The organism is Streptomyces sp. NBC_00464 (genome assembly GCF_036013915.1).
Classification (GTDB): Bacteria; Actinomycetota; Actinomycetes; order Streptomycetales; family Streptomycetaceae; genus Streptomyces.
In genome coordinates, this window is sequence record NZ_CP107899.1 from 2,231,781 (window position 1) to 2,250,062 (window position 18,282).

Annotated in this window: 20 protein-coding genes; 9 read left to right on the forward strand and 11 right to left on the reverse strand. The window is 70.6% G+C overall.

All coding sequences use genetic code 11. The features are described 5' to 3' along the window. The first annotated feature begins 58 nt into the window (after positions 1-58). Positions 59-1,291 (forward strand): MFS transporter, encoded by a 1,233-nt coding sequence (locus tag OG912_RS09595; protein WP_327708981.1) that lies wholly within the window; start codon positions 59-61, stop codon positions 1,289-1,291. 75 nt (positions 1,292-1,366) lie between these two features. Here the strand turns inward: OG912_RS09595 and OG912_RS09600 are convergent, their stop codons facing one another. Next, entirely contained in the window at positions 1,367-1,951 is a 585-nt protein-coding gene (locus OG912_RS09600; RefSeq protein ID WP_326738576.1) for a suppressor of fused domain protein, read from the reverse strand. 410 nt (positions 1,952-2,361) lie between these two features. Between OG912_RS09600 and OG912_RS09605 the strand changes: the two genes are divergently transcribed. Together OG912_RS09605 and OG912_RS09610 are read left to right on the forward strand one after the other, a co-directional pair. Continuing rightward, complete coding sequence (locus tag OG912_RS09605) at positions 2,362-3,483, forward strand: magnesium and cobalt transport protein CorA (RefSeq protein ID WP_327708982.1); 1,122 nt, start codon at positions 2,362-2,364, stop codon at positions 3,481-3,483. 33 nt (positions 3,484-3,516) lie between these two features. Beyond that, entirely contained in the window at positions 3,517-4,035 is a 519-nt protein-coding gene (locus OG912_RS09610; protein ID WP_327708983.1) for a hypothetical protein, read from the forward strand. 3 nt (positions 4,036-4,038) lie between these two features. Here OG912_RS09610 and OG912_RS09615 read toward each other — a convergent pair whose 3' ends face one another. Then, the gene (locus OG912_RS09615; RefSeq protein ID WP_327708984.1) at positions 4,039-4,827 is read right to left on the reverse strand and encodes a hypothetical protein; all 789 of its coding nucleotides are present in this window, start codon (positions 4,825-4,827) and stop codon (positions 4,039-4,041) included. Between the two features lie 204 nt (positions 4,828-5,031). On the opposite strand from OG912_RS09615, the gene OG912_RS09620 reads away from it, so the two are divergent. From OG912_RS09620 to OG912_RS09630, 3 genes are read left to right on the forward strand one after another with little or no spacing between them, the layout of a single operon-like run. Further along, positions 5,032-6,306, forward strand: coding sequence for a magnesium transporter MgtE N-terminal domain-containing protein (locus OG912_RS09620; protein WP_327708985.1), 1,275 nt, complete (start codon positions 5,032-5,034; stop codon positions 6,304-6,306). After that, on the forward strand, positions 6,296-6,850 hold the full coding sequence (locus OG912_RS09625; RefSeq protein ID WP_326738571.1) for a DUF1003 domain-containing protein: 555 nt from the start codon (positions 6,296-6,298) through the stop codon (positions 6,848-6,850). Before OG912_RS09620 ends, OG912_RS09625 begins: the two co-directional genes overlap by 11 nt. Positions 6,851-6,894: 44 nt before the next feature. Beyond that, positions 6,895-8,028, forward strand: a complete 1,134-nt coding sequence (locus OG912_RS09630) for an Mrp/NBP35 family ATP-binding protein (RefSeq protein WP_326738570.1) — start codon at positions 6,895-6,897, stop codon at positions 8,026-8,028. Between the two features lie 85 nt (positions 8,029-8,113). On the opposite strand, the gene OG912_RS09635 is transcribed toward OG912_RS09630, so the two are convergent. From OG912_RS09635 to sigE, 5 genes are all read right to left on the reverse strand, one after another. Beyond that, a complete protein-coding gene (locus OG912_RS09635) occupies positions 8,114-8,776 on the reverse strand; it encodes a hypothetical protein (RefSeq protein WP_327708986.1) in 663 nt (220 codons plus the stop codon). Between the two features lie 118 nt (positions 8,777-8,894). Next, the gene (locus tag OG912_RS09640; protein ID WP_327708987.1) at positions 8,895-9,371 is read right to left on the reverse strand and encodes a sec-independent translocase; all 477 of its coding nucleotides are present in this window, start codon (positions 9,369-9,371) and stop codon (positions 8,895-8,897) included. Positions 9,372-9,470: 99 nt separating this feature from the next. After that, complete coding sequence (locus OG912_RS09645; protein ID WP_443060962.1) at positions 9,471-11,201, reverse strand: S1C family serine protease; 1,731 nt, start codon at positions 11,199-11,201, stop codon at positions 9,471-9,473. 123 nt (positions 11,202-11,324) lie between these two features. Beyond that, positions 11,325-12,323: an anti-sigma factor family protein gene (locus OG912_RS09650; protein WP_327708989.1), complete on the reverse strand. Its 999-nt coding sequence runs from the start codon at positions 12,321-12,323 to the stop codon at positions 11,325-11,327. After that, positions 12,320-13,081: an RNA polymerase sigma factor SigE gene (gene sigE / locus OG912_RS09655; protein WP_326738565.1), complete on the reverse strand. Its 762-nt coding sequence runs from the start codon at positions 13,079-13,081 to the stop codon at positions 12,320-12,322. The genes OG912_RS09650 and sigE overlap by 4 nt, the downstream gene beginning before the upstream one ends. A gap of 183 nt (positions 13,082-13,264) precedes the next feature. On the opposite strand from sigE, the gene OG912_RS09660 reads away from it, so the two are divergent. Continuing rightward, positions 13,265-13,930, forward strand: a complete 666-nt coding sequence (locus OG912_RS09660; RefSeq protein ID WP_327708990.1) for an O-methyltransferase — start codon at positions 13,265-13,267, stop codon at positions 13,928-13,930. Positions 13,931-14,041: 111 nt separating this feature from the next. Here the strand turns inward: OG912_RS09660 and OG912_RS09665 are convergent, their stop codons facing one another. Beyond that, a complete protein-coding gene (locus OG912_RS09665) occupies positions 14,042-14,209 on the reverse strand; it encodes a DUF3117 domain-containing protein (RefSeq protein ID WP_003966491.1) in 168 nt (55 codons plus the stop codon). Between the two features lie 314 nt (positions 14,210-14,523). Between OG912_RS09665 and OG912_RS09670 the strand changes: the two genes are divergently transcribed. Further along, positions 14,524-15,339, forward strand: a complete 816-nt coding sequence (locus tag OG912_RS09670; protein ID WP_327708991.1) for an enoyl-CoA hydratase/isomerase family protein — start codon at positions 14,524-14,526, stop codon at positions 15,337-15,339. Between the two features lie 3 nt (positions 15,340-15,342). On the opposite strand, the gene OG912_RS09675 is transcribed toward OG912_RS09670, so the two are convergent. Then, positions 15,343-15,936 (reverse strand): DNA-3-methyladenine glycosylase I, encoded by a 594-nt coding sequence (locus tag OG912_RS09675; RefSeq protein ID WP_327708992.1) that lies wholly within the window; start codon positions 15,934-15,936, stop codon positions 15,343-15,345. Then, the gene (locus OG912_RS09680; protein ID WP_327708993.1) at positions 15,933-16,346 is read right to left on the reverse strand and encodes a hypothetical protein; all 414 of its coding nucleotides are present in this window, start codon (positions 16,344-16,346) and stop codon (positions 15,933-15,935) included. Before OG912_RS09680 ends, OG912_RS09675 begins: the two co-directional genes overlap by 4 nt. Positions 16,347-16,466: 120 nt before the next feature. On the opposite strand from OG912_RS09680, the gene folP reads away from it, so the two are divergent. Next, positions 16,467-17,339, forward strand: coding sequence for a dihydropteroate synthase (folP, locus tag OG912_RS09685; RefSeq protein WP_327708994.1), 873 nt, complete (start codon positions 16,467-16,469; stop codon positions 17,337-17,339). Between the two features lie 126 nt (positions 17,340-17,465). Here the strand turns inward: folP and OG912_RS09690 are convergent, their stop codons facing one another. Beyond that, complete coding sequence (locus OG912_RS09690) at positions 17,466-18,233, reverse strand: TIGR00730 family Rossman fold protein (protein ID WP_326738559.1); 768 nt, start codon at positions 18,231-18,233, stop codon at positions 17,466-17,468. Positions 18,234-18,282: the final 49 nt, after the last annotated feature.

Sequence of the window (18,282 nt, forward strand, 5' to 3'; positions counted from 1 at the left end):
AGACGGTCTAACTTATTCTGTGCACAACACACCGATCTAGTGGAGAGCGAGTAGTCCCATGCAGGGAGAGGATCCGTTCGAACAGGGAACGGCGAGCATCCTGCGCCAGCCGAAGGCCGTCTGGGCCACAGCGGGCGCTTCTGTCGTCGCGTTCATGGGAATCGGCCTGGTGGACCCGATTCTCCCGTCCATCGCGAAGGGACTGGAGGCGACGCCGAGTCAGGTGTCCCTGCTGTTCACCTCGTACTTCCTGATCACGGCTGTCGCGATGCTCGTCACCGGCTTCGTCTCCAGCCGCATCGGGGGACGCAAGACGCTGCTGGCCGGTCTCGCGCTCGTCGTGGTCTTCGCCGCACTCTCCGGCACCTCTTCCTCCGTCGCGGAGCTCGTCGGATTCCGGGCCGGCTGGGGACTGGGCAACGCGCTCTTCGTATCGACCGCACTCGCCGTGATCGTCGGTGCGGCCGCGGGCGGCAGCTCGGCGGCGATCCTGTTGTACGAGTCCGCGCTCGGCCTCGGCATGGCCTGCGGGCCGCTGCTCGGGGCGCTGCTCGGTGACGCCAGCTGGCGCTACCCGTTCTTCGGCACCGCCGCACTGATGGCGATCGGCTTCGTCTGCATCACGGCGTTCCTGAAGGAGCAGCCCAGGCCGGCCCGCAAGACCTCCCTGCTCGACCCGCTCAAGGCGCTCGGCCACGGCGGGCTCGCCTCGGTCGCGACCTCCGCGTTCTTCTACAACTACGCGTTCTTCACGATCCTGGCGTTCACGCCGTTCGTGCTGAACATGACCCCGTACAAGTCCGGCGCCGTCTTCTTCGCCTGGGGTCTGCTGCTGGCGGTCTTCTCGGTGCTCGTCGCACCGCGGCTGCAGAAGCGCTTCGGTTCGCTCAAGGTGGTCGGCGGCTCGCTGGTGCTGCTCGCCGCGGACCTGGTGATTCTCGGATACGGCAACCACACGACGGCGGTCGTCTGCACCATCGCCTCCGGCGCCTTCATCGGCATGAACAACACCGTCTACACGGAACTGGCGCTCGGGGTCTCGGACGCGCCGCGCCCGGTGGCCAGCGCGGGCTACAACTTCGTCCGGTGGTTCGCGGCCGCCGCCGCGCCCTACCTGGCCCCGAAGATCGAGGAGTGGAGCAACATCCACATCCCGTTCGTGGTGGCCGCCGCCGCCGCGGTCGTCGGTGCGCTCGTCATCTGGGTCCGGCGCTCGGCCCTGTCGCACGAGGCGGCGGAGCTGGAGCCGAAGCACGCCACCGAGGACGGCGTCACGGTCTTCGCCAACTGACGCCTGCCGCCCCCGCCCCGCCCACGGCTCCCGGCCGCGCGGCGGGGCTTCCGCATGACCGCAAGCCGGCCCCCATCAGTCCAGCGCCACCGAAGCCCGCAGCGGATCACGCAGGTCCGTCCCCTGCGAAAGCCACCGCTCCTGCAGCTCCTGCGCGCCCCGGACCCGCTTCCAGGCCGCCTCGTTGTGTGTCATCGGCAGCAACGGCAGGAACCGCACGGGCTCCATCGGCTCCTCCAGCTCCAGATCCTCCACAAGCCCCCCGGACTCGGCGACCAGCACCGAGCTGAACGGCGCCCCGGGCCACAGCGGTTCACCCACGTCCAGGGAGGCGCCGGGGGCCACGATCACCCCCTCCACCTGGGGCGAGGCCGCCAGCACCGCGAGCTTGCGCAGCACCTGGTCGGTGTCGGCCAGGCCGACCCGTACCGAGAGGACCAGTTCGGCGCGCGGACCCTTGACCGGGTCGGCGAGCGTGGCGGTCGGATCGGCCATCGGCTGGGCGGACATGCCGAGGGTGGCGTACCTCACCACGTCGCCGTCGATGAATCGGAGTACCTCGATCCGGTCCGTCCCGAGAAACGTCACTGCTGCGCGTGCGTCCGGTTCGCCCAGGGCCGTCCGCAGACGTGCCTCGACCGGAGCAAGAATTTCTGCCATGTCGCGAGCATAGGACGCGTATGGAACGGGCAAAGTAAGGGATTGGCCCTGTACCGGCTGCTAGCCTGGGGTGCCGGTCGGGACAGCACGCAGAAGCGTCGCTCTCAAGTCCCGACGAAACGTCATCCCCTACGGGGGACCGACCGGAGGAGGTGGGGCTGCGGTGGATCCAAGTCGACCGTGCAGTACCAACCGCTCTTCCGCTCGACACCTTTCTTCTGTGATCTGACGCCTTCTCGGTCAAGGCCCCTGGCATTTCGCACGACGGAAGAGCACTCCCTTTTTGCCTGTCTGTAGCGAACGCCGTCGTCGTGCCTCCGCGGTGCCGCCCGCTTTGCGGACGTGAGCCCACGTCCCCATTCCGGGCTGTTCCACGCCTGCGCCGGCGGCCCTCCGTGAAGGAGCCAGCCATGTCGATGATCCGCGACCTGCGCGCTGTGGTGCGCCCGTCCCTGCGCAAGACCAACCCCCTGCACAACAGCTACGACACCACGCGTGACCCGTCAGCCTCCAGCGCGGTCGTCGACTGCGCGGTCTACCGCGACGGCCGCCGTATCGCCGAGGTGGAGGGCACCTGCCGTACGCCGCACGAGGCGATGCTCCGCGTACGGGAGAACGGCGGCTTCGCCTGGATCGGCCTCCACGAGCCGACCGAGGAGGAGTTCGCGGGCATCGCCCGGGAGTTCGGCCTTCACCCGCTCGCCGTCGAGGACGCCGTCCACGCCCACCAGCGGCCCAAGCTGGAGCGCTACGACGACACGCTGTTCACCGTCTTCAAGACGATCCACTACGTCGAGCACGCCGAGCTGACCGCGACCAGCGAGGTCGTGGAGACCGGCGAAGTGATGTGCTTCACCGGCCGGGACTTCGTCATCACCGTCCGGCACGGCGGCCACGGCTCGCTGCGCGCGCTGCGCCACCGGCTGCAGGACGACCCCGAGCTCCTCGCCAAGGGCCCGTCCGCGGTGCTGCACTCCATCGCCGACCATGTCGTCGACGGGTACATCGCGGTGGCGTCCGCGGTGCAGGACGACATCGACGAGGTGGAGATCGAGGTCTTCTCCACGCCGGACAAGGGCAGTCCGCGCGGTTCGGACGCGGGCCGGATCTACCAGCTCAAGCGCGAGGTGCTGGAGTTCAAGCGGGCCGTCTCGCCCCTGCTGCGCCCGATGCAGCTGCTCAGCGAGCGGCCGATGCGTTTGATCGACCCGGACATCCAGAAGTACTTCCGGGACGTGGCCGACCACCTGGTCCGGGTGCAGGAAGAGGTCATCGGCTTCGACGAACTGCTGAACTCGATCCTCCAGGCCAACCTGGCGCAGGCGACCGTGGCGCAGAACGAGGACATGCGCAAGATCACGTCCTGGGCGGCCATCGTCGCCGTACCGACGATGATCTGCGGCGTCTACGGCATGAACTTCAAGCACATGCCGGAGCTGCGCTGGACGTACGGCTACCCGATGGTGATGGGCTTCATCGGCGTGGTCTGCTTCTCCATCCACCGGATGCTGAAGCGCAACGGCTGGCTCTGACCCGTACACCAAGGGGCGTCTAAGCTCTGCCCCATGACTGCTGCTGACACGCTGCTCGGACCGGCCCTCGTCGAGGAGGCCACCAAGAAGTCGGGCCTCATCTGGGTGCGCGGCACCGGTCCCGCGCGGGCGCTGTGGCACGTATGGCACGAGGGTGCGGCGCATCTCGTCGGGGACGGCCCCGGCGAGCAGCCGCTCCCGGCCGGTCTCACCGACGGTGCCACCGCGGAGGTGACCGTGCGCAGCAAGGACAAGGGCGGCCGTCTCGTCGCCTGGTCGGCCTCGGTGGCGCAGCTCGCACCGCACTCCGAGGAGTGGGAGGCCGCGGTCGCCGAGCTCAAGGGCAAGCGGCTCAACTCACCGGACGCCGAGCAGATGCCCGAGCGGTGGGCGCGCGAGTGCCGGATCGTCACACTGACGCCGCTCGACTCCCGTACGGAACTGCCCGACACCTCGGGAGCGGCGGCCCCGCTGCCCACCACCGCGACCACGCGGCTGCCGGTGCCGGCCGGGCTGCCGCGGCTGCTGAAGCGGTCCCTGCGCAAGTCGTAGGCGCTACGAGGTCGACTTCGGCAGCTGCTTCCCGTAGTCGACCGTCTCGTCCGCGGCCGGGGCCGCCAGCGCGAAGTCCTTGCCCCAGTCGGCGAGTGTGATGACGCCGCCGCCACCGCCGCGGGCGAAGCTCAGCGGGTACGGGGTGCCCTCCAGGGACACGTCCAGGGCGCCGCCCTCGCCCTCGCCGCCCAGGATCCGGATGGTGCGCACACCGCCGACCTTGTCGCGGTCGCCCTTGCCGACCTCGCCGTGCAGCGTGAGCAGCCCGTCGAGCAGCACCTTCTTGTCCGTGAAGCCGCGCAGCTGCTTGTACGTGGGGTCGTCCTCGGGGACCTTCACGTACTTGTCGTCGAGTTTGTCGGCGGCGGCGCCTCCCGCGTCGCTCGCCCCACCCTCGTCACCGTCGTCCGGCTTCTTCGCGTCGTCGTGGTTCCAGAAGCCGGCGTCGGCCTTGAGGTAGAGCTCGTCACCGATCCGCAGCAGTTCGAAGGTGCTGTTCTTCGAGGTGACCGAGCCCGCACCGCCCTTGTTCTTGAGCTGCATGTCGATCTTGTAGGTGCCGCCCTTGCTCACCAGCGTGCCGGCCAGCCGGACCGCGTCGGCGGAGTCCGCCGCCGTCTGCGCCTTCTTCTCGATCTCCGGCCCGGTCAGTCTGCCGACGCCGTTGGTCCCCTTGTCCGGATCCTCACCCGCGCACGCGGTCAGGGCCGCGGTCAGCCCGGCGCAGAGCACGAGGGCGAGGGTGGCGGTCCGGCGGCGGGCCCGGACGGACGGGACGAAAGAGGTCACAGGCGCACTGCCTCTCAGCTGCATGGCGGGGGTGGCAGACGGCAGCGTACCCGTGCTTCCTACGTCTTCCGGCAGAGAGCCGTACGGACGGTTCGCCGGGGCGGCACGGAGCGGTACGGGCTAGCCTGATCACGTCATAAGGGTGCAAGAACTGTCGGAACAGACCGGACGCGAAAGCCCGGCGGTGGACGAGGAGGCGCAGGCATGGCACCAGGCACGCCCCGCGTCTTCGTCTCGCACCTGTCCGGCGTACCGGTCTTCGACCCCAACGGTGACCAGGTGGGACGCGTCCGCGACCTGGTCGCGATGCTCCGGGTCGGCGGCCGGCCGCCCAGGCTGCTGGGCATCGTCGTCGAGGTGGTGAGCCGACGCCGGATCTTCCTCCCGATGACCCGGGTGACGGGCATCGAGTCGGGGCAGGTCATCACCACCGGTGTGGTCAACATGCGGCGCTTCGAACAGCGGCCCACCGAACGTCTGGTGCTCGGCGAGTTCCTCGACCGGCGGGTCAGCCTGGTGGAGACCGGCGAGGAGGTCACCGTCCTGGACGTGGCCATCCAGCAGCTGCCGGCCCGCCGCGACTGGGAGATCGACAGGTACTTCGTCCGCAAGGGCCGGGGCGGTGCGCTGCGCCGCAAGGGCGAGACCCTGACCGTCGAGTGGTCGGCCGTCAGCGGCTTCTCGCTGGAGGAGGAGGGGCAGGGCGCGGAGTCACTGGTCGCCACGTTCGAGAAGCTGCGCCCCACCGATGTGGCCAACGCGCTGCACCACCTCACGCCGAAGCGGCGGGCGGAGGTCGCCGCCGCGCTGGACGACGACCGGCTGGCCGACGTACTGGAGGAGCTCCCCGAGGACGACCAGGTGGAGATCATCGGCAAGCTCAAGGAGGAGCGCGCCGCGGACGTCCTGGAGGCCATGGACCCCGATGACGCGGCCGACCTGCTCTCCGAGCTGCCCGAGGCGGACAAGGAGCGGCTGCTGACGCTGATGCGTCCGGACGACGCGGCCGACGTGCGGCGCCTGATGTCGTACGAGGAGCGGACGGCGGGCGGTCTGATGACCACCGAGCCGATCATCCTGCGCCCGGACGCGACGGTGGCCGACGCGCTCGCCCGGGTCCGCCAGTCGGACCTGTCCCCGGCGCTCGCCGCACAGGTGTACGTGTGCCGGTCGCCGGACGAGACGCCGACGGGCAAGTACCTGGGCACGGTGCACTTCCAGCGGCTGCTGCGGGACCCGCCGTTCACCCTGGTCAGCTCGATCGTCGACAGCGATCTCGTGGCGCTGACACCCCAGACCCCGCTGTCGGTGGTGACCAGCTATCTGGCGGCGTACAACATGGTCTCGGTGCCCGTGGTGGACGAGAGCGGCTCGCTGCTGGGCGCGGTGACGGTCGACGACGTCCTGGACCACCTGCTGCCGGACGACTGGCGGGAGACCGACTTCCACGGCCGTGAGGGGGTGCTCGGTGACCGGTGAGGACCGCTCCAGGGCGTCGAACGGCTCGACGGCTCTGACGCGCACCCCCAGGGCCCGGCTCGACCAGCCCAAGGACCCGCGCCGCCGACTGCTGCCGGAGTACGACCCCGAGGCGTTCGGCCGGTTCTCGGAGCGCATCGCGCGTTTCCTGGGCACCGGGCGGTTCATCGTCTGGATGACGCTGATCATCATCCTGTGGGTGGTCTGGAACATCTTCGCGCCCGAGCCGCTGCGGTTCGACGAGTACCCGTTCATCTTTCTGACCCTGATGCTCTCGCTCCAGGCCTCGTACGCGGCCCCGCTGATCCTCCTCGCACAGAACCGGCAGGACGACCGCGACCGGGTCACCCACGAGCAGGACCGCAAGCAGAACGAGCGCTCCATCGCCGACACCGAGTACCTGACCAGGGAGATCGCCGCGTTGCGGATGGGTCTCGGGGAGGTCGCCACGCGCGACTGGATCCGCTCCGAACTGGAGGACCTGGTGAAGCACCTGGACGAGCGCCGGGCACTGCAGCCCGCCGAGAGTGACGAAGACCGCTGACAGGGCTACCCGCGCGTAGGACCAAGCGCCGTAACATCGTCGGTATGGCTACGGAAGACGCGGTGCTTGAGGCACTGGCGACAGTGAACGACCCGGAGATCCACCGCCCGATCACCGAGCTCGGCATGGTGAAATCGGTCGAAATCGATCCTGACGGTGTGGTCGCTGTCACGGTGTACCTCACCGTCTCCGGCTGCCCGATGCGCGAGACGATCACCAAGAACGTGACGGAAGCGGTGGCCCTCGTCGAAGGGGTGTCCCGGGTCGAGGTCACGCTCGACGTGATGAGCGACGAGCAGCGCAAGGAGCTCGCGACCTCGCTGCGCGGCGGCACGGCGGAGCGCGAGGTGCCCTTCGCCAAGCCCGGCTCGCTGACCCGGGTGTACGCGGTCGCCTCCGGCAAGGGCGGCGTCGGCAAGTCCTCGGTGACGGTGAACCTCGCGGCGGCGATGGCGGCCGACGGGCTCAAGGTCGGTGTCGTGGACGCGGACATCTACGGGCACAGCGTGCCCCGGATGCTCGGCGCGGACGGCAAGCCCACCCAGGTCGAGAACATGATCATGCCGCCGTCGGCACACGGCGTGAAGGTCATCTCCATCGGCATGTTCACCCCGGGCAACGCCCCGGTGGTGTGGCGCGGACCGATGCTGCACCGCGCGCTTCAGCAGTTCCTCGCCGATGTGTACTGGGGCGACCTGGACGTCCTGCTGCTCGACCTGCCGCCGGGCACCGGTGACATCGCGATCTCCGTGGCCCAGCTGGTGCCGAACGCGGAGATCCTCGTCGTCACGACCCCGCAGCAGGCCGCGGCCGAGGTGGCCGAGCGGGCCGGTTCGATCGCCGTGCAGACCCACCAGAAGATCGTCGGCGTCGTCGAGAACATGTCGGGCATGCCGTGCCCGCACTGCGACGAGATGGTCGACGTGTTCGGCTCCGGCGGTGGCGCACGGGTCGCCGAGGGGCTGACGAAGACCGTCGGCGCCGAGGTGCCGGTGCTCGGCTCCATCCCGATCGACGTACGGCTGCGCGAGGGCGGCGACGAGGGCAGGCCCGTCGTCCTGTCCGACCCCGACTCCCCGGCCGGCAAGGCCCTGCGCTCCATCGCGGACAAGCTGGGCGGCCGTCAGCGCGGCCTGTCCGGCATGTCCCTGGGCATCACCCCGCGCAACAAGTTCTGACCGCGGGCGCGACGCGCGAAGGTGCCGGGACCCGAGGGTCCCGGCACCTTTCGCTTTGTTCGTGAGCCCGTTGCGGCGAGAGGGCCTAGGCGTCGTACGACGCGATGTCCCCGACGACCGAGAACCCGAGCCCGTACGCGCTCATCCCCCGCCCGTACGCCCCGATGTGCACGCCGTGCGCCGACCCTGCCAGCACCCAGCCGAACTCGGACTCGCGGTAGTGGAAGGGCACCGGCACACCGTCGACCGGCAGGGACAGCGCCGACCACGCGGGGCCGTCCAGGTCGTCGGCGAGTTCGAACGCCGTCTCCGTCTGCTGGTCCAGCCAGTCGTCGCGCAGGGTGTGGTCCATCTGCGGGGGCCAGGTGTAGGCGAGCAGACCTGAGCCGGCCAGCCAGGCCGCGGAGGAGACCGTGGTCGCGTCCAGGACCCCCGTACCGTCACCGCTGCGCCGCACCGGGCTGCTGGCCACGGTCACGACGACCGCGAACCGCTGCTTGTCCGCACCGGAGTCGCCGCCCCGTACCGACGGTTCGTCACCGTGACCGGTGGAACCGTGCTGCACCGTGCCGTCCGCCGCGGTGCCCACCTGCATCAGCCAACGGGGCCCGGTGAAGGCCTCGTCCAGTCCGTACCAGGGGAACGGCGCCTGCAGATAGCCGTCGACCGTGAGCCGGGCCGCCGGCACCCCCTCCGCCGTGGCTGTGTCCGGCGCACCATCCGCGCCCACCCGACTCGTTGTCTCCATCTGCCCGGCCGCCTCCTCGATCGTCAAGGTCCGGAGCGGCCCACCCCCCACGGGCGTACTCACAACCGGACAGATGGAGAATAGCCATACCGTCCGGACGAGTCGGGATTGACGGGGGTCAGGTGGCGTCTGCGTCGAACGGCGGGTGATCCGTCTTCGTGGGCTGCTCACGCTTCTTGAGCAGGTCGGGAGCGCCCGGCGAGCCGTTCGCCGCGGTGACCGCGGCAGCGCCCGACACGCCGCTCTTCGCCTCGACGGCAGGGGTCTCGCGCCCGTTCACCGCGTCGGTGACCTCGGCGACCTCCTTGCGCAGGTCGAAGCTTTCCCGGATCTCCTTCAGCCCCAGATCGTCGTTGCCGTCCATGAGCTGCTTACGGACGAACGTCTTGGGGTTCAGGTCCTCGAACTCGAAGTCCTTGAACTCCGGGCCGAGCTCCGTACGGATGTCTTCCTTGGCGCTCTCCGAGAACTCCCGGATCTTGCGGATGAAGCGCGAAGCGTCCTGGATGACCTTGGGGAGCTTGTCCGGGCCGAAGACGAGCACGCCGATGATGGCGAGCGCCACCAGCTCGAGTGGTCCTATGTCATTGAACACCTTGCGGCTCCTCGTGTTCTCCGCGACCAGGTCGGATGAGGTCCGGACTCGGCCCACGGTACCCGGCGAAACTGTCCGGGCGGTAGCTCCTCATGGCCGTCATGTGCCTGTTGCCGAGCCGAGCGTCAAAGTCATGGACAGGTCTTTACCACCGCGGGTCAGCGTGAGCTTCAGCCGGTCGCCCGGCCGGTGCGAGCGGATCTTCACTATCAGCTCCTCGCCGCTGTGCACCCGCTTGCCGTTCACTTCGGTGATGACGTCACCGGGCTGGATGCCCGCCTCGGCCCCGGGACCTCCCTCGGAGACGGAGGACTTGCCGTCGGCGCCCTTGGCCCCGACCTTGGCGCCGTCCCCCGTGTACTTCATGTCGAGGCTCACACCGATCACCGGGTGGGTGGCCTTCCCGGTGTTGATGAGCTCCTCGGCGACGCGCTTGCCCTGGTTGATCGGGATGGCGAAGCCGAGACCGATGGAACCGGCCTGGCCGCCCTCCGTGGTCGAACCGCTGTCCGCGGCGCGGATGGCGCTGTTGATCCCGATCACGTGCGCGTCGGTGTCCACCAGCGGGCCGCCGGAGTTGCCCGGGTTGATCGGGGCGTCGGTCTGGAGCGCGTCGACGTAGCTGATGTCGCTGCCGTCGCCCTTCTCCCCGCCCGCGGTGATCGGCCGGTCCTTGGCGCTGATGATGCCGGAGGTGACGGTGTTGGACAGGTCGAAGGGTGCGCCGATGGCCACCACCGGGTCCCCGACCTGCACGTTGTCGGAGTTGCCCAGGGGCAGGGGCTTCAGGCCCGAGACGCCGCTGACCTTGACCACGGCCAGGTCGTAGCCGCTGTCCTTGCCGATGATCTCGGCGCTCGCCGTCTCGCCGCCGCTGAAGGTCACGGTGATCTCGCCGGAGGAACCGGCCGGGGCGACCACGTGGTTGTTGGTCAGGATGTGGCCCTGGTCGTCGAGGACGAAGCCGGTGCCGGTGCCCGATTCGGTGCTGCCGCTGACGTGCAGGGTGACCACGCTGGGCAGGGCGCTCGCCGCTATGCCCGCGACGCTGTCGGGGGCGCGTCCGCCGCCGTTCCGCTCGTCCTGGTCCAGTTGGACCTGGGTGAAGCCGCCGTTGCGCTCTATGTAGGCGCCGATGCCGCCGCCGATGCCGCCCGCCACCAGAGCGAGGAGCAGTGCGCCGACGAGGACCGGCCCGCGTCGGTTCTTCCGGCGGCCGTCGGGGCCGAGCGGGGGGCCGGGCCGGGTGATGAGCGGCTGCCGGGGCGCGCCCCAGGGGTCGTACTGGAGCCACTGCGGCGACGGGGGCTGGGGATGTGGCTGGGGGTGCGGCTGAGGATGAGCGGCCTGGGGGTGGGCGGCCTGACCCGGGACCTGTGGGTGCGGCGGCAGCTGGGGCGGGGCCTGGAACGCGGGCGCAGGGGCGGGCGGGACCGTCATGCCGGAGCCGTTCGTCCCCGCGTAGGCCGGGGGGACGGGGGTGCCGTGCGCCGGGGTCGGCCGCTGCACGGGCGGTGCGGGCGCCCAGGGGCCGGGGCCACCGTAGGGCGGGGTGCTGTACTGGTCGGGCTCGTGGAGCGGCTGCGCGGCCTGCGGCGCGGGTGCCGCGGCCTCGGGCGCCGGGGTCCCGGTTGTCGCGGCCTCGTGCGGCACGGCCTGAGGTGCCTCGCTCACAGCCGGAACATCTGCCGGGGCACCTGCCGGCGCAACTGCCGGGGGCATCGCGTCCTCGACGGGCGACGGCTCCTGAGGCGCCGTGCGCGTGCCGCGTCCCGGCGTGGGCCGGCTCCACCACTTCGCCTTCGGCTCGGTGGTCTTCCCGTCGTCCATGCTCTCCCCGCAACTGCCGTAAACCGGCCTCTGCACACCCCGCCAGGGGCGTCCCTCCGGAAATCCTGCCGGAATTCAACCAGGTTTACGGATGCCCTGCGCAGGCCCGTACACAGACCTTCATCAGCGGCGGGGTGAAAGCGGCAGGCCATGATCGGCGGGGGCCGGTGCTCCGGCGGCCGATGTGGGGGTCCGGGACGGCTCCGCGGAGGGCACGACGGGTTCGGCCGGGGTGAGTCCGCTGCCGAGGGCCCGGGCGAACAAGGGATTGCTTGCGTCAGGACGTATCAGCGAGGGCGCGGACACGGTGGACTGGACGGGAAGGGCGAACGGGGACCCGTTGAGACCGCCGGTGCCGAGGAGGGGCGGCGCCGAGGAGAACGTCAGCGGCGCGGCGTTCACCGCGAGCGAGAACGGGCGGTCGGCTCCGGCCGCGGCGAGCGTGCCATGGCTGCCGCCTCCGCGCCGGCTGACGGTGCCGCTCGCCGCACGGGCGTCGGCGTCGAGCGGGGCCACGGTATTGCCCGGGCCCTCGGCCCGCGCGGGGGTCTCGATGCCGGAGTCCGTCGGCAGGGCGCCGCCGAGTGCGATGGCGGCCAGCGAAACGGCGCTGGCGGCTGCGAAGGCGAACCGGCGGCCGCGCCACGGTGAGCGCTCGCCCTCGCGGCCGACCTCATGGATCCGGAAGACGGAACCGGCCGGGCCGGCAGGCAGCACCGCGGTCGAACCGTGCAGAGTCGGCAGGTAGCCGAAAGTGGCCGGCGGGGAACCGGCCGAGGACCCTTGGTCACGACGGCCCGAGGGCTGCATCACAGGAAAGACCCCGTCACCGAAGCGCCCTGAGTCACCCGACGGTCTTCCCCGACCGTCGTCGTCACCACCGGGTCCGCCGGGAAGGCCCTGGAGCCGGGCAAGGAAGCCCTCGGAGGGCGAGGGCGGGGCCGACTGCGCGAAGACACTCTTCAGACGCCGCTGAGCGGCAGCCTCGGCCTTGCACTTGGTACAGGTCGCGAGGTGCGCGAGCACCCGGTCGCGGACGTCGTGCTTCAGCTCGCCGTCGACAAGCGCGGCAAGACGGTCCCCCAGGTGCTGTTCCGCGGGGGTCGGACCTGTGCCGCTCACGCCGTTCCGCCCTCCCCGGAAACGAGGGCTCCCGCCAGCGAGCGCTGCTCGGCGCGAGCCTCGGGCGATCGGTGCTGCAGCGCCTTGCGCAGGTGCGAGCGCCCGCGGTGGATACGGCTGCGCACGGTGCCGAGCTTCACGCCGAGTGTCGCGGCGATCTCCTCGTACGAAAGTCCCTCGATGTCACAGAGCACGACCGCGGCCCGGAATTCGGGCGCAAGGGTGTCCAGCGCCTGCTGGACGTCCGCGTCGAAGTGGGTGTCGTTGAAGACCTGCTGCGGCGACGGCTCACGGCTCGGCAGCCGCTCGGCGGCGTCGTCCCCGAGGGAGTCGAAGCGGATGCGCTGCTTGCGGCGGACCATGTCCAGGAACAGATTGGTCGTGATCCGGTGCAGCCAGCCCTCGAAGGTGCCGGGCGTGTACGTCGACAGCGAACGGAACACCCGGACGAAGACCTCCTGAGTGAGGTCCTCGGCGTCGTGCTGGTTACCCGTCAGTCGGTAGGCAAGGCGGTAGACACGACCGCTGTGCGTGCTGACGATCTCTTCCCATGAGGGCGGCGTCCACGCCTGGGAGTCCGCATCTGAGGCGAAGGTCGCGGTCGGTGCGGAGTCGTTGGAAGAACGGTCAGCAATGTTGGTCACGGATTTCGGCTCACCCGCCGACCTGAGAAAGCGCCACAGCACTCCTCCCCGATCCACAGGCGCAGCCGCACCTCCCCTGTCGGCTCTGGTGGTGTCCAGTGGAGTCCCTACCATAGCCACCTCGCCCGTTAGCTCCGGATAAGCCTTTTTCCTGCTGGGGCCGGGGGTCTCCCCCGGGAACCGCCCGCCCGCCGGTCCGGGGCCCGGTCTGCGGGCCCGATCCACGTGCTTTCCCCTGCGCTTCTCTAACGCCCGGTCCCATCTGCGGGTTCCCGGGTGCAGCGGATACAGTCACCGTTGCGCCAACTACGGGGACAGGAGAGGGTCATCACCGCCAACCGGCAGACGAGCTGGGCGTTCGCCGACGCCTTTGTCGCCGAGGACGAAGCACTGCGCTGGGCCCGGGACCGGGCACGGGACGCGGGGCTCCGCTCGGTGTCGCCAGGCACCGGCTCCGCGCTGCGCCTGCTTGCTGCCACGACGGACGCCAAGGCGGTGGCCGAGATCGGCACCGGCACGGGCGTGTCCGGCCTCTATCTGCTGCAGGGCATGCGGCCCGACGGAGTGCTGACCACGGTCGACCCGGAACCCGAACGCCAGCAGTTCGCCCGCGAGGCGTTCCGCGCGGCGGGCTTCGCCGCCAATCGGGCCCGCTTCATCCCCGGCCGCGCCCTCGACGTACTCCCCCGGCTGGCGGACGGCGGATACGACCTCGTGTTCTGTGACGGCGACCGGCTGGAGAGCCTGGACTGCCTCGCTGAATCGTTGCGCCTGCTGCGACCTGGCGGTCTGGTCTGCTTCGAGGGTGTTTTCGCGGACGGCCGTACGGTCGACTCCGCCGCCCAGCCCGCGGAGGTGCTGCGCCTGCGCGAGCTGCTGCGCGCGGTCCGCGAGAGCCAGGAGCTGCTGGCGACGCTGCTGCCGGTGGGCGACGGCCTCCTCTGCGCGGTACGACGCGGCTGAGGGCTGCCCCCTGCCCGGCGGGCGCCCGGCACGGCGCGTCATGCCCATGGACACACCACTGCCCCGGCACGGAAACCGTGCCGGGGCAGTGGCGAAGTGTGGGCGCCTCTGTTAGCCGACGACCTTCTTGAGGGCATCGCCGAGCGCATCGGCCTCGTCCGGAGTCAGCTCCACGACAAGCCGACCGCCGCCTTCGAGCGGAACGCGCATGACGATGCCCCGCCCCTCCTTTGTCACCTCGAGCGGGCCGTCGCCCGTCCGCGGCTTCATGGCCGCCATGCTCGTTCCCCTTCCTGAAACCAGCTCATCGCAACCGGCGGCCCCATGACAGGCGCTGCCTCACCGGCATCGAACACATTGCTTCCAGGCCATTATCCCGCATCACAGACCCCGATGACCAACATCGCTCTGCATCGCTTGCGCAACGCGCTCGCTCAAAACCACCCAATTCGGCGATCCGACTGCGATACTCCGTCCCCTTCCGCCCTGCATCGGGGCGGAATTGTTAGACGCAGGTCACATGTTCGCCTCCGCCGAAGTCCGCCATGCTTGCCTGGACAGGCATGTTGGACAAGGCGCAAAGGGGACCGCACATGGCCGATCACGACGACACCGTGCTCTACGAAGTGAGCGACGGACTCGCGACGATCACGATCAACCGCCCCGACGCGATGAACGCGATGAACACCTCGGCCAAGGTGGCGTTGCGTGACGCCCTGCAGTCGGCCGGCGCCGACACCGCCGTGCGGGCGGTTCTGCTCACCGCGGCCGGCGGGCGCGCCTTCTGTGTCGGCCAGGACCTCAAGGAGCACCTCTCCAAGCTGTCCGAGGTCCGCGCGTCGGGCAGCGGCAACGCCCTCAGCACGGTGCAGGAGCACTACAACCCGATCGTGCGGGCGCTCACCGAGATGCCGAAGCCGGTCGTCGCCGGGGTCAACGGCGCCGCGGCAGGTGCGGGCTTCGGTTTCGCACTCGCCTGCGACTACCGGGTCGCCGCCGACACCGCCTCGTTCAACACCTCGTTCGCCGGGGTCGCTCTCACGGCGGACTCGGGCGTCTCCTGGACACTGCCCCGGCTGATCGGCCACAGCCGCGCCGCCGATCTGCTGCTCTTCCCGCGCTCCATCTCCGCGCAGGACGCCCATGACCTGGGCATCGTGAACAGGCTGGTGCCCGCCGCCGACCTCGTCGCCGAGGCCACCGCGGTGGCCCGCGTCCTGGCGGACGGCCCGACGGTGGCGTACGCCGCGCTCAAGGAGTCGCTGGCCTACGGGGCCGGTCACACCCTGAGCGAGGCGCTGGAGAAGGAGGACGAACTCCAGACCCTGGCGGGCGCGTCGCAGGACCACGCGATCGCGGTGCAGGCGTTCCTCGACAAGGAGAAGAACCCGAAATACGTCGGGCGGTAGCCCTTACGCCGCGGTACCGCCGCCGCGGGCCACGCAGTCCGCGAGATGGTCGTCGACCAGGCCGCACGCCTGCATCAGGGCGTAGGCCGTGGTCGGGCCGATGAACCGCAGCCCGCGCTTCTTGAGGTCCTTCGCCAGTGCCGTGGACTCCGCGGTGACGGCCGCCACGTCCCCGAGGACGCGCGGCACGGGGCGGCTCGCCGACTCGGGGGCGTACGACCAGATCAGCTCGTCCAGCTCGCCGTCCTGCCAGCCGGCCAGCACCTGGGCGTTGGCGAGGGTGGCGTCGATCTTCGCCCGGTTGCGGATGATGCCCGCGTCGGCGAGGAGCCGCTCCCGGTCCGTGTCGGTGAACGCCGCCACCTTCGGGATGCTGAACCCGGCGAACGCGCCGCGAAAGCCCTCCCGGCGACGCAGGATCGTCAGCCACGACAGCCCGGACTGGAACGCCTCCAGGCACAGCCGCTCGAAGAGGGCGTCGTCGCCGTGGACCGGGCGGCCCCATTCGGTGTCGTGGTAGACGAGGTAGTCCTCGGTGGACAGGCCCCAGGGACAGCGCAGTCCGCCGTCCGCCGCCGCTTCGGCGCCGCCGCTCATCGTCCGGTCTCCTCGTCCGGGCGCGGGACCTCGCCCTGCGGCTCCGGCGCCTCCCAGGGCGACCGTGGGGCGTCCTCGGGCTGCTTCAGAAGATCGGGACGGCCGGCTCTGGTGGCCTGGGCACCGGCGAGCGCCGACTCCAGCTCGGCGATCCGCGCGTCCCGCTCGGCCAGCTCGGCGCCGAGACGGCCCAGCGCGTCGTCGACATCGGCCATCCGGTAGCCGCGGGCGGCGACGGGCAGCCGGAGCGCCTCGACATCCGCCCGGCCGACCGGGCGCGTCGCGGGCAGCGGATCCGTCAGCTGCTCGGGCGCCACATCCTGCAGGATGGCACTCTTCCCTCCGCCGACCACCGCGAGGGTGACCGCGGCAACCACCACCACCATCGCGAGCAGCAAGAACCAGAACACGCGTATCTCCCCGGGAGCGGAATTCGTCCGGGTCCGATCGTGCCATGAGGTGCTGACAGTTAGGGTCGCAGTCGGTCCCGGCAGGCATTCTGCCGGGGGATTCACAGGGAGAGACACGGGATGCGAAGCGGTGCGCTCAGGCTGGGTCGGCGCGAGTTCGGTGCGCACGAGCCGGTGATCATGGCGATCGTGAACCGCACCCCGGACTCCTTCTACGACCAGGGCGCCACCTTCCACGACGAGCCCGCGCTCTCCCGGGTCGAGCAGGCCGTGGCCGACGGTGCCGCGATCATCGACATCGGCGGCGTGAAGGCGGGCCCTGGCGAGGAGGTCACCGCCGAGGAGGAGGCCCGTCGCACCGTCGGTTTCGTCGCCGAGGTGCGCCGCCGCCACCCGGACGTGGTGATCAGCGTCGACACCTGGCGCCACGACGTCGGCGAGGCCGTCTGCGAGGCGGGCGCGGATCTGCTGAACGACGCGTGGGGCGGGGTCGACCCGAAGCTGGCGGAGGTCGCCGCGCGGTACGGGGCTGGTCTTGTCTGCACGCACGCGGGCGGCGCCGAGCCTCGTACCCGGCCGCACCGGGCCGGGTACGAGGACGTGATGGCCGACATCCTGCGGGTGACCGTGGGGCTGGCCGAGCGGGCCGTGGAGCTCGGAGTCCGGCCGGACGGGATCATGATCGACCCGGGTCACGACTTCGGGAAGAACACCCGGCACTCGCTGGAGGCGACGCGCCGGCTCGGCGAGATGGCGGAGACGGGGTGGCCGGTGCTGGTCTCGCTCTCCAACAAGGACTTCGTCGGCGAGACGCTCGACCGGCCGGTGAAGGAGCGGCTGCTGGGCACGCTGGCCACGACCGCGGTGTCCGCGTGGCTGGGGGCGCGGGTGTACCGGGTCCACGAGGTGGCGGAGACGAGGGACGTCCTGGACATGGTGGCGTCCATCGCCGGGCACCGGGCGCCGGCGGTCGCGCGGCGGGGGTTGGCGTAGCCCGGCGGGGCGGGCGGGGCGGCGCCTGCGGCGGGCCTGTTCCCCTGCCCGCCCCTTCCCGCAACCGGGGCTCCGCCCCGGACCCCGCTCCTCAAACGCCGGAGGGGCTGAAAGGAAGGCCGGGATTCAGCGCCCGACCTCCTTCGTCACCAGGTTCACCGCCTCGTCCACGTCGTCCGTGACGTGGAACAGCAGCAGGTCCTTCGCGGACGCCTTGCCCTGGGCCACCACCGTGTCGCGCAGCCAGTCCACCAGGCCGCCCCAGTACTCCGTACCGAACAGCACGATCGGGAAGCGGGTGACCTTGCCCGTCTGGACGAGGGTGAGGGCCTCGAAGAGCTCGTCCAGGGTGCCGAGGCCGCCGGGCAGCACGACGAAACCCTGCGCATACTTCACAAACATCGTTTTCCGGACAAAGAAGTAGCGGAAATTGACGCCGATGTCGACGTGCGGATTGAGGCCCGACTCGAAGGGCAGCTCGATGCCGAGGCCGACCGAGACGCCCTTGGCCTCCCGCGCTCCCTTGTTCGCCGCTTCCATCGCTCCGGGGCCGCCCCCGGTGATCACCGCGAAGCCCGCCTCGACGAGCGCCCGGCCGATCCGTACACCCGCCTCGTACTCCGGCGTACCGACCGGCGTGCGGGCGGAGCCGAAGACGCTGATGGCGCTCGGCAGTTCGGCGAGTGCGCCGAAGCCCTCGACGAACTCCGACTGGATGCGCATGACCCGCCACGGGTCGGTGTGCACCCACTCGGAGTCGCCCTCGGAGTCCAGCAGCCGCTGATCGGTCGTGCCGGGCTGCACCTGGTCCCTGCGGCGCAGCACCGGGCCGAGCCGCTGCTCCTCGGGCCTGACCGCGCCCTCAGGAATCCTTACGTCCTCCGGGTTGCCCATGATCTGCTCCCTACGCCGACGTCAGAGCCGCCCTGCGGCGCCCTGTCTC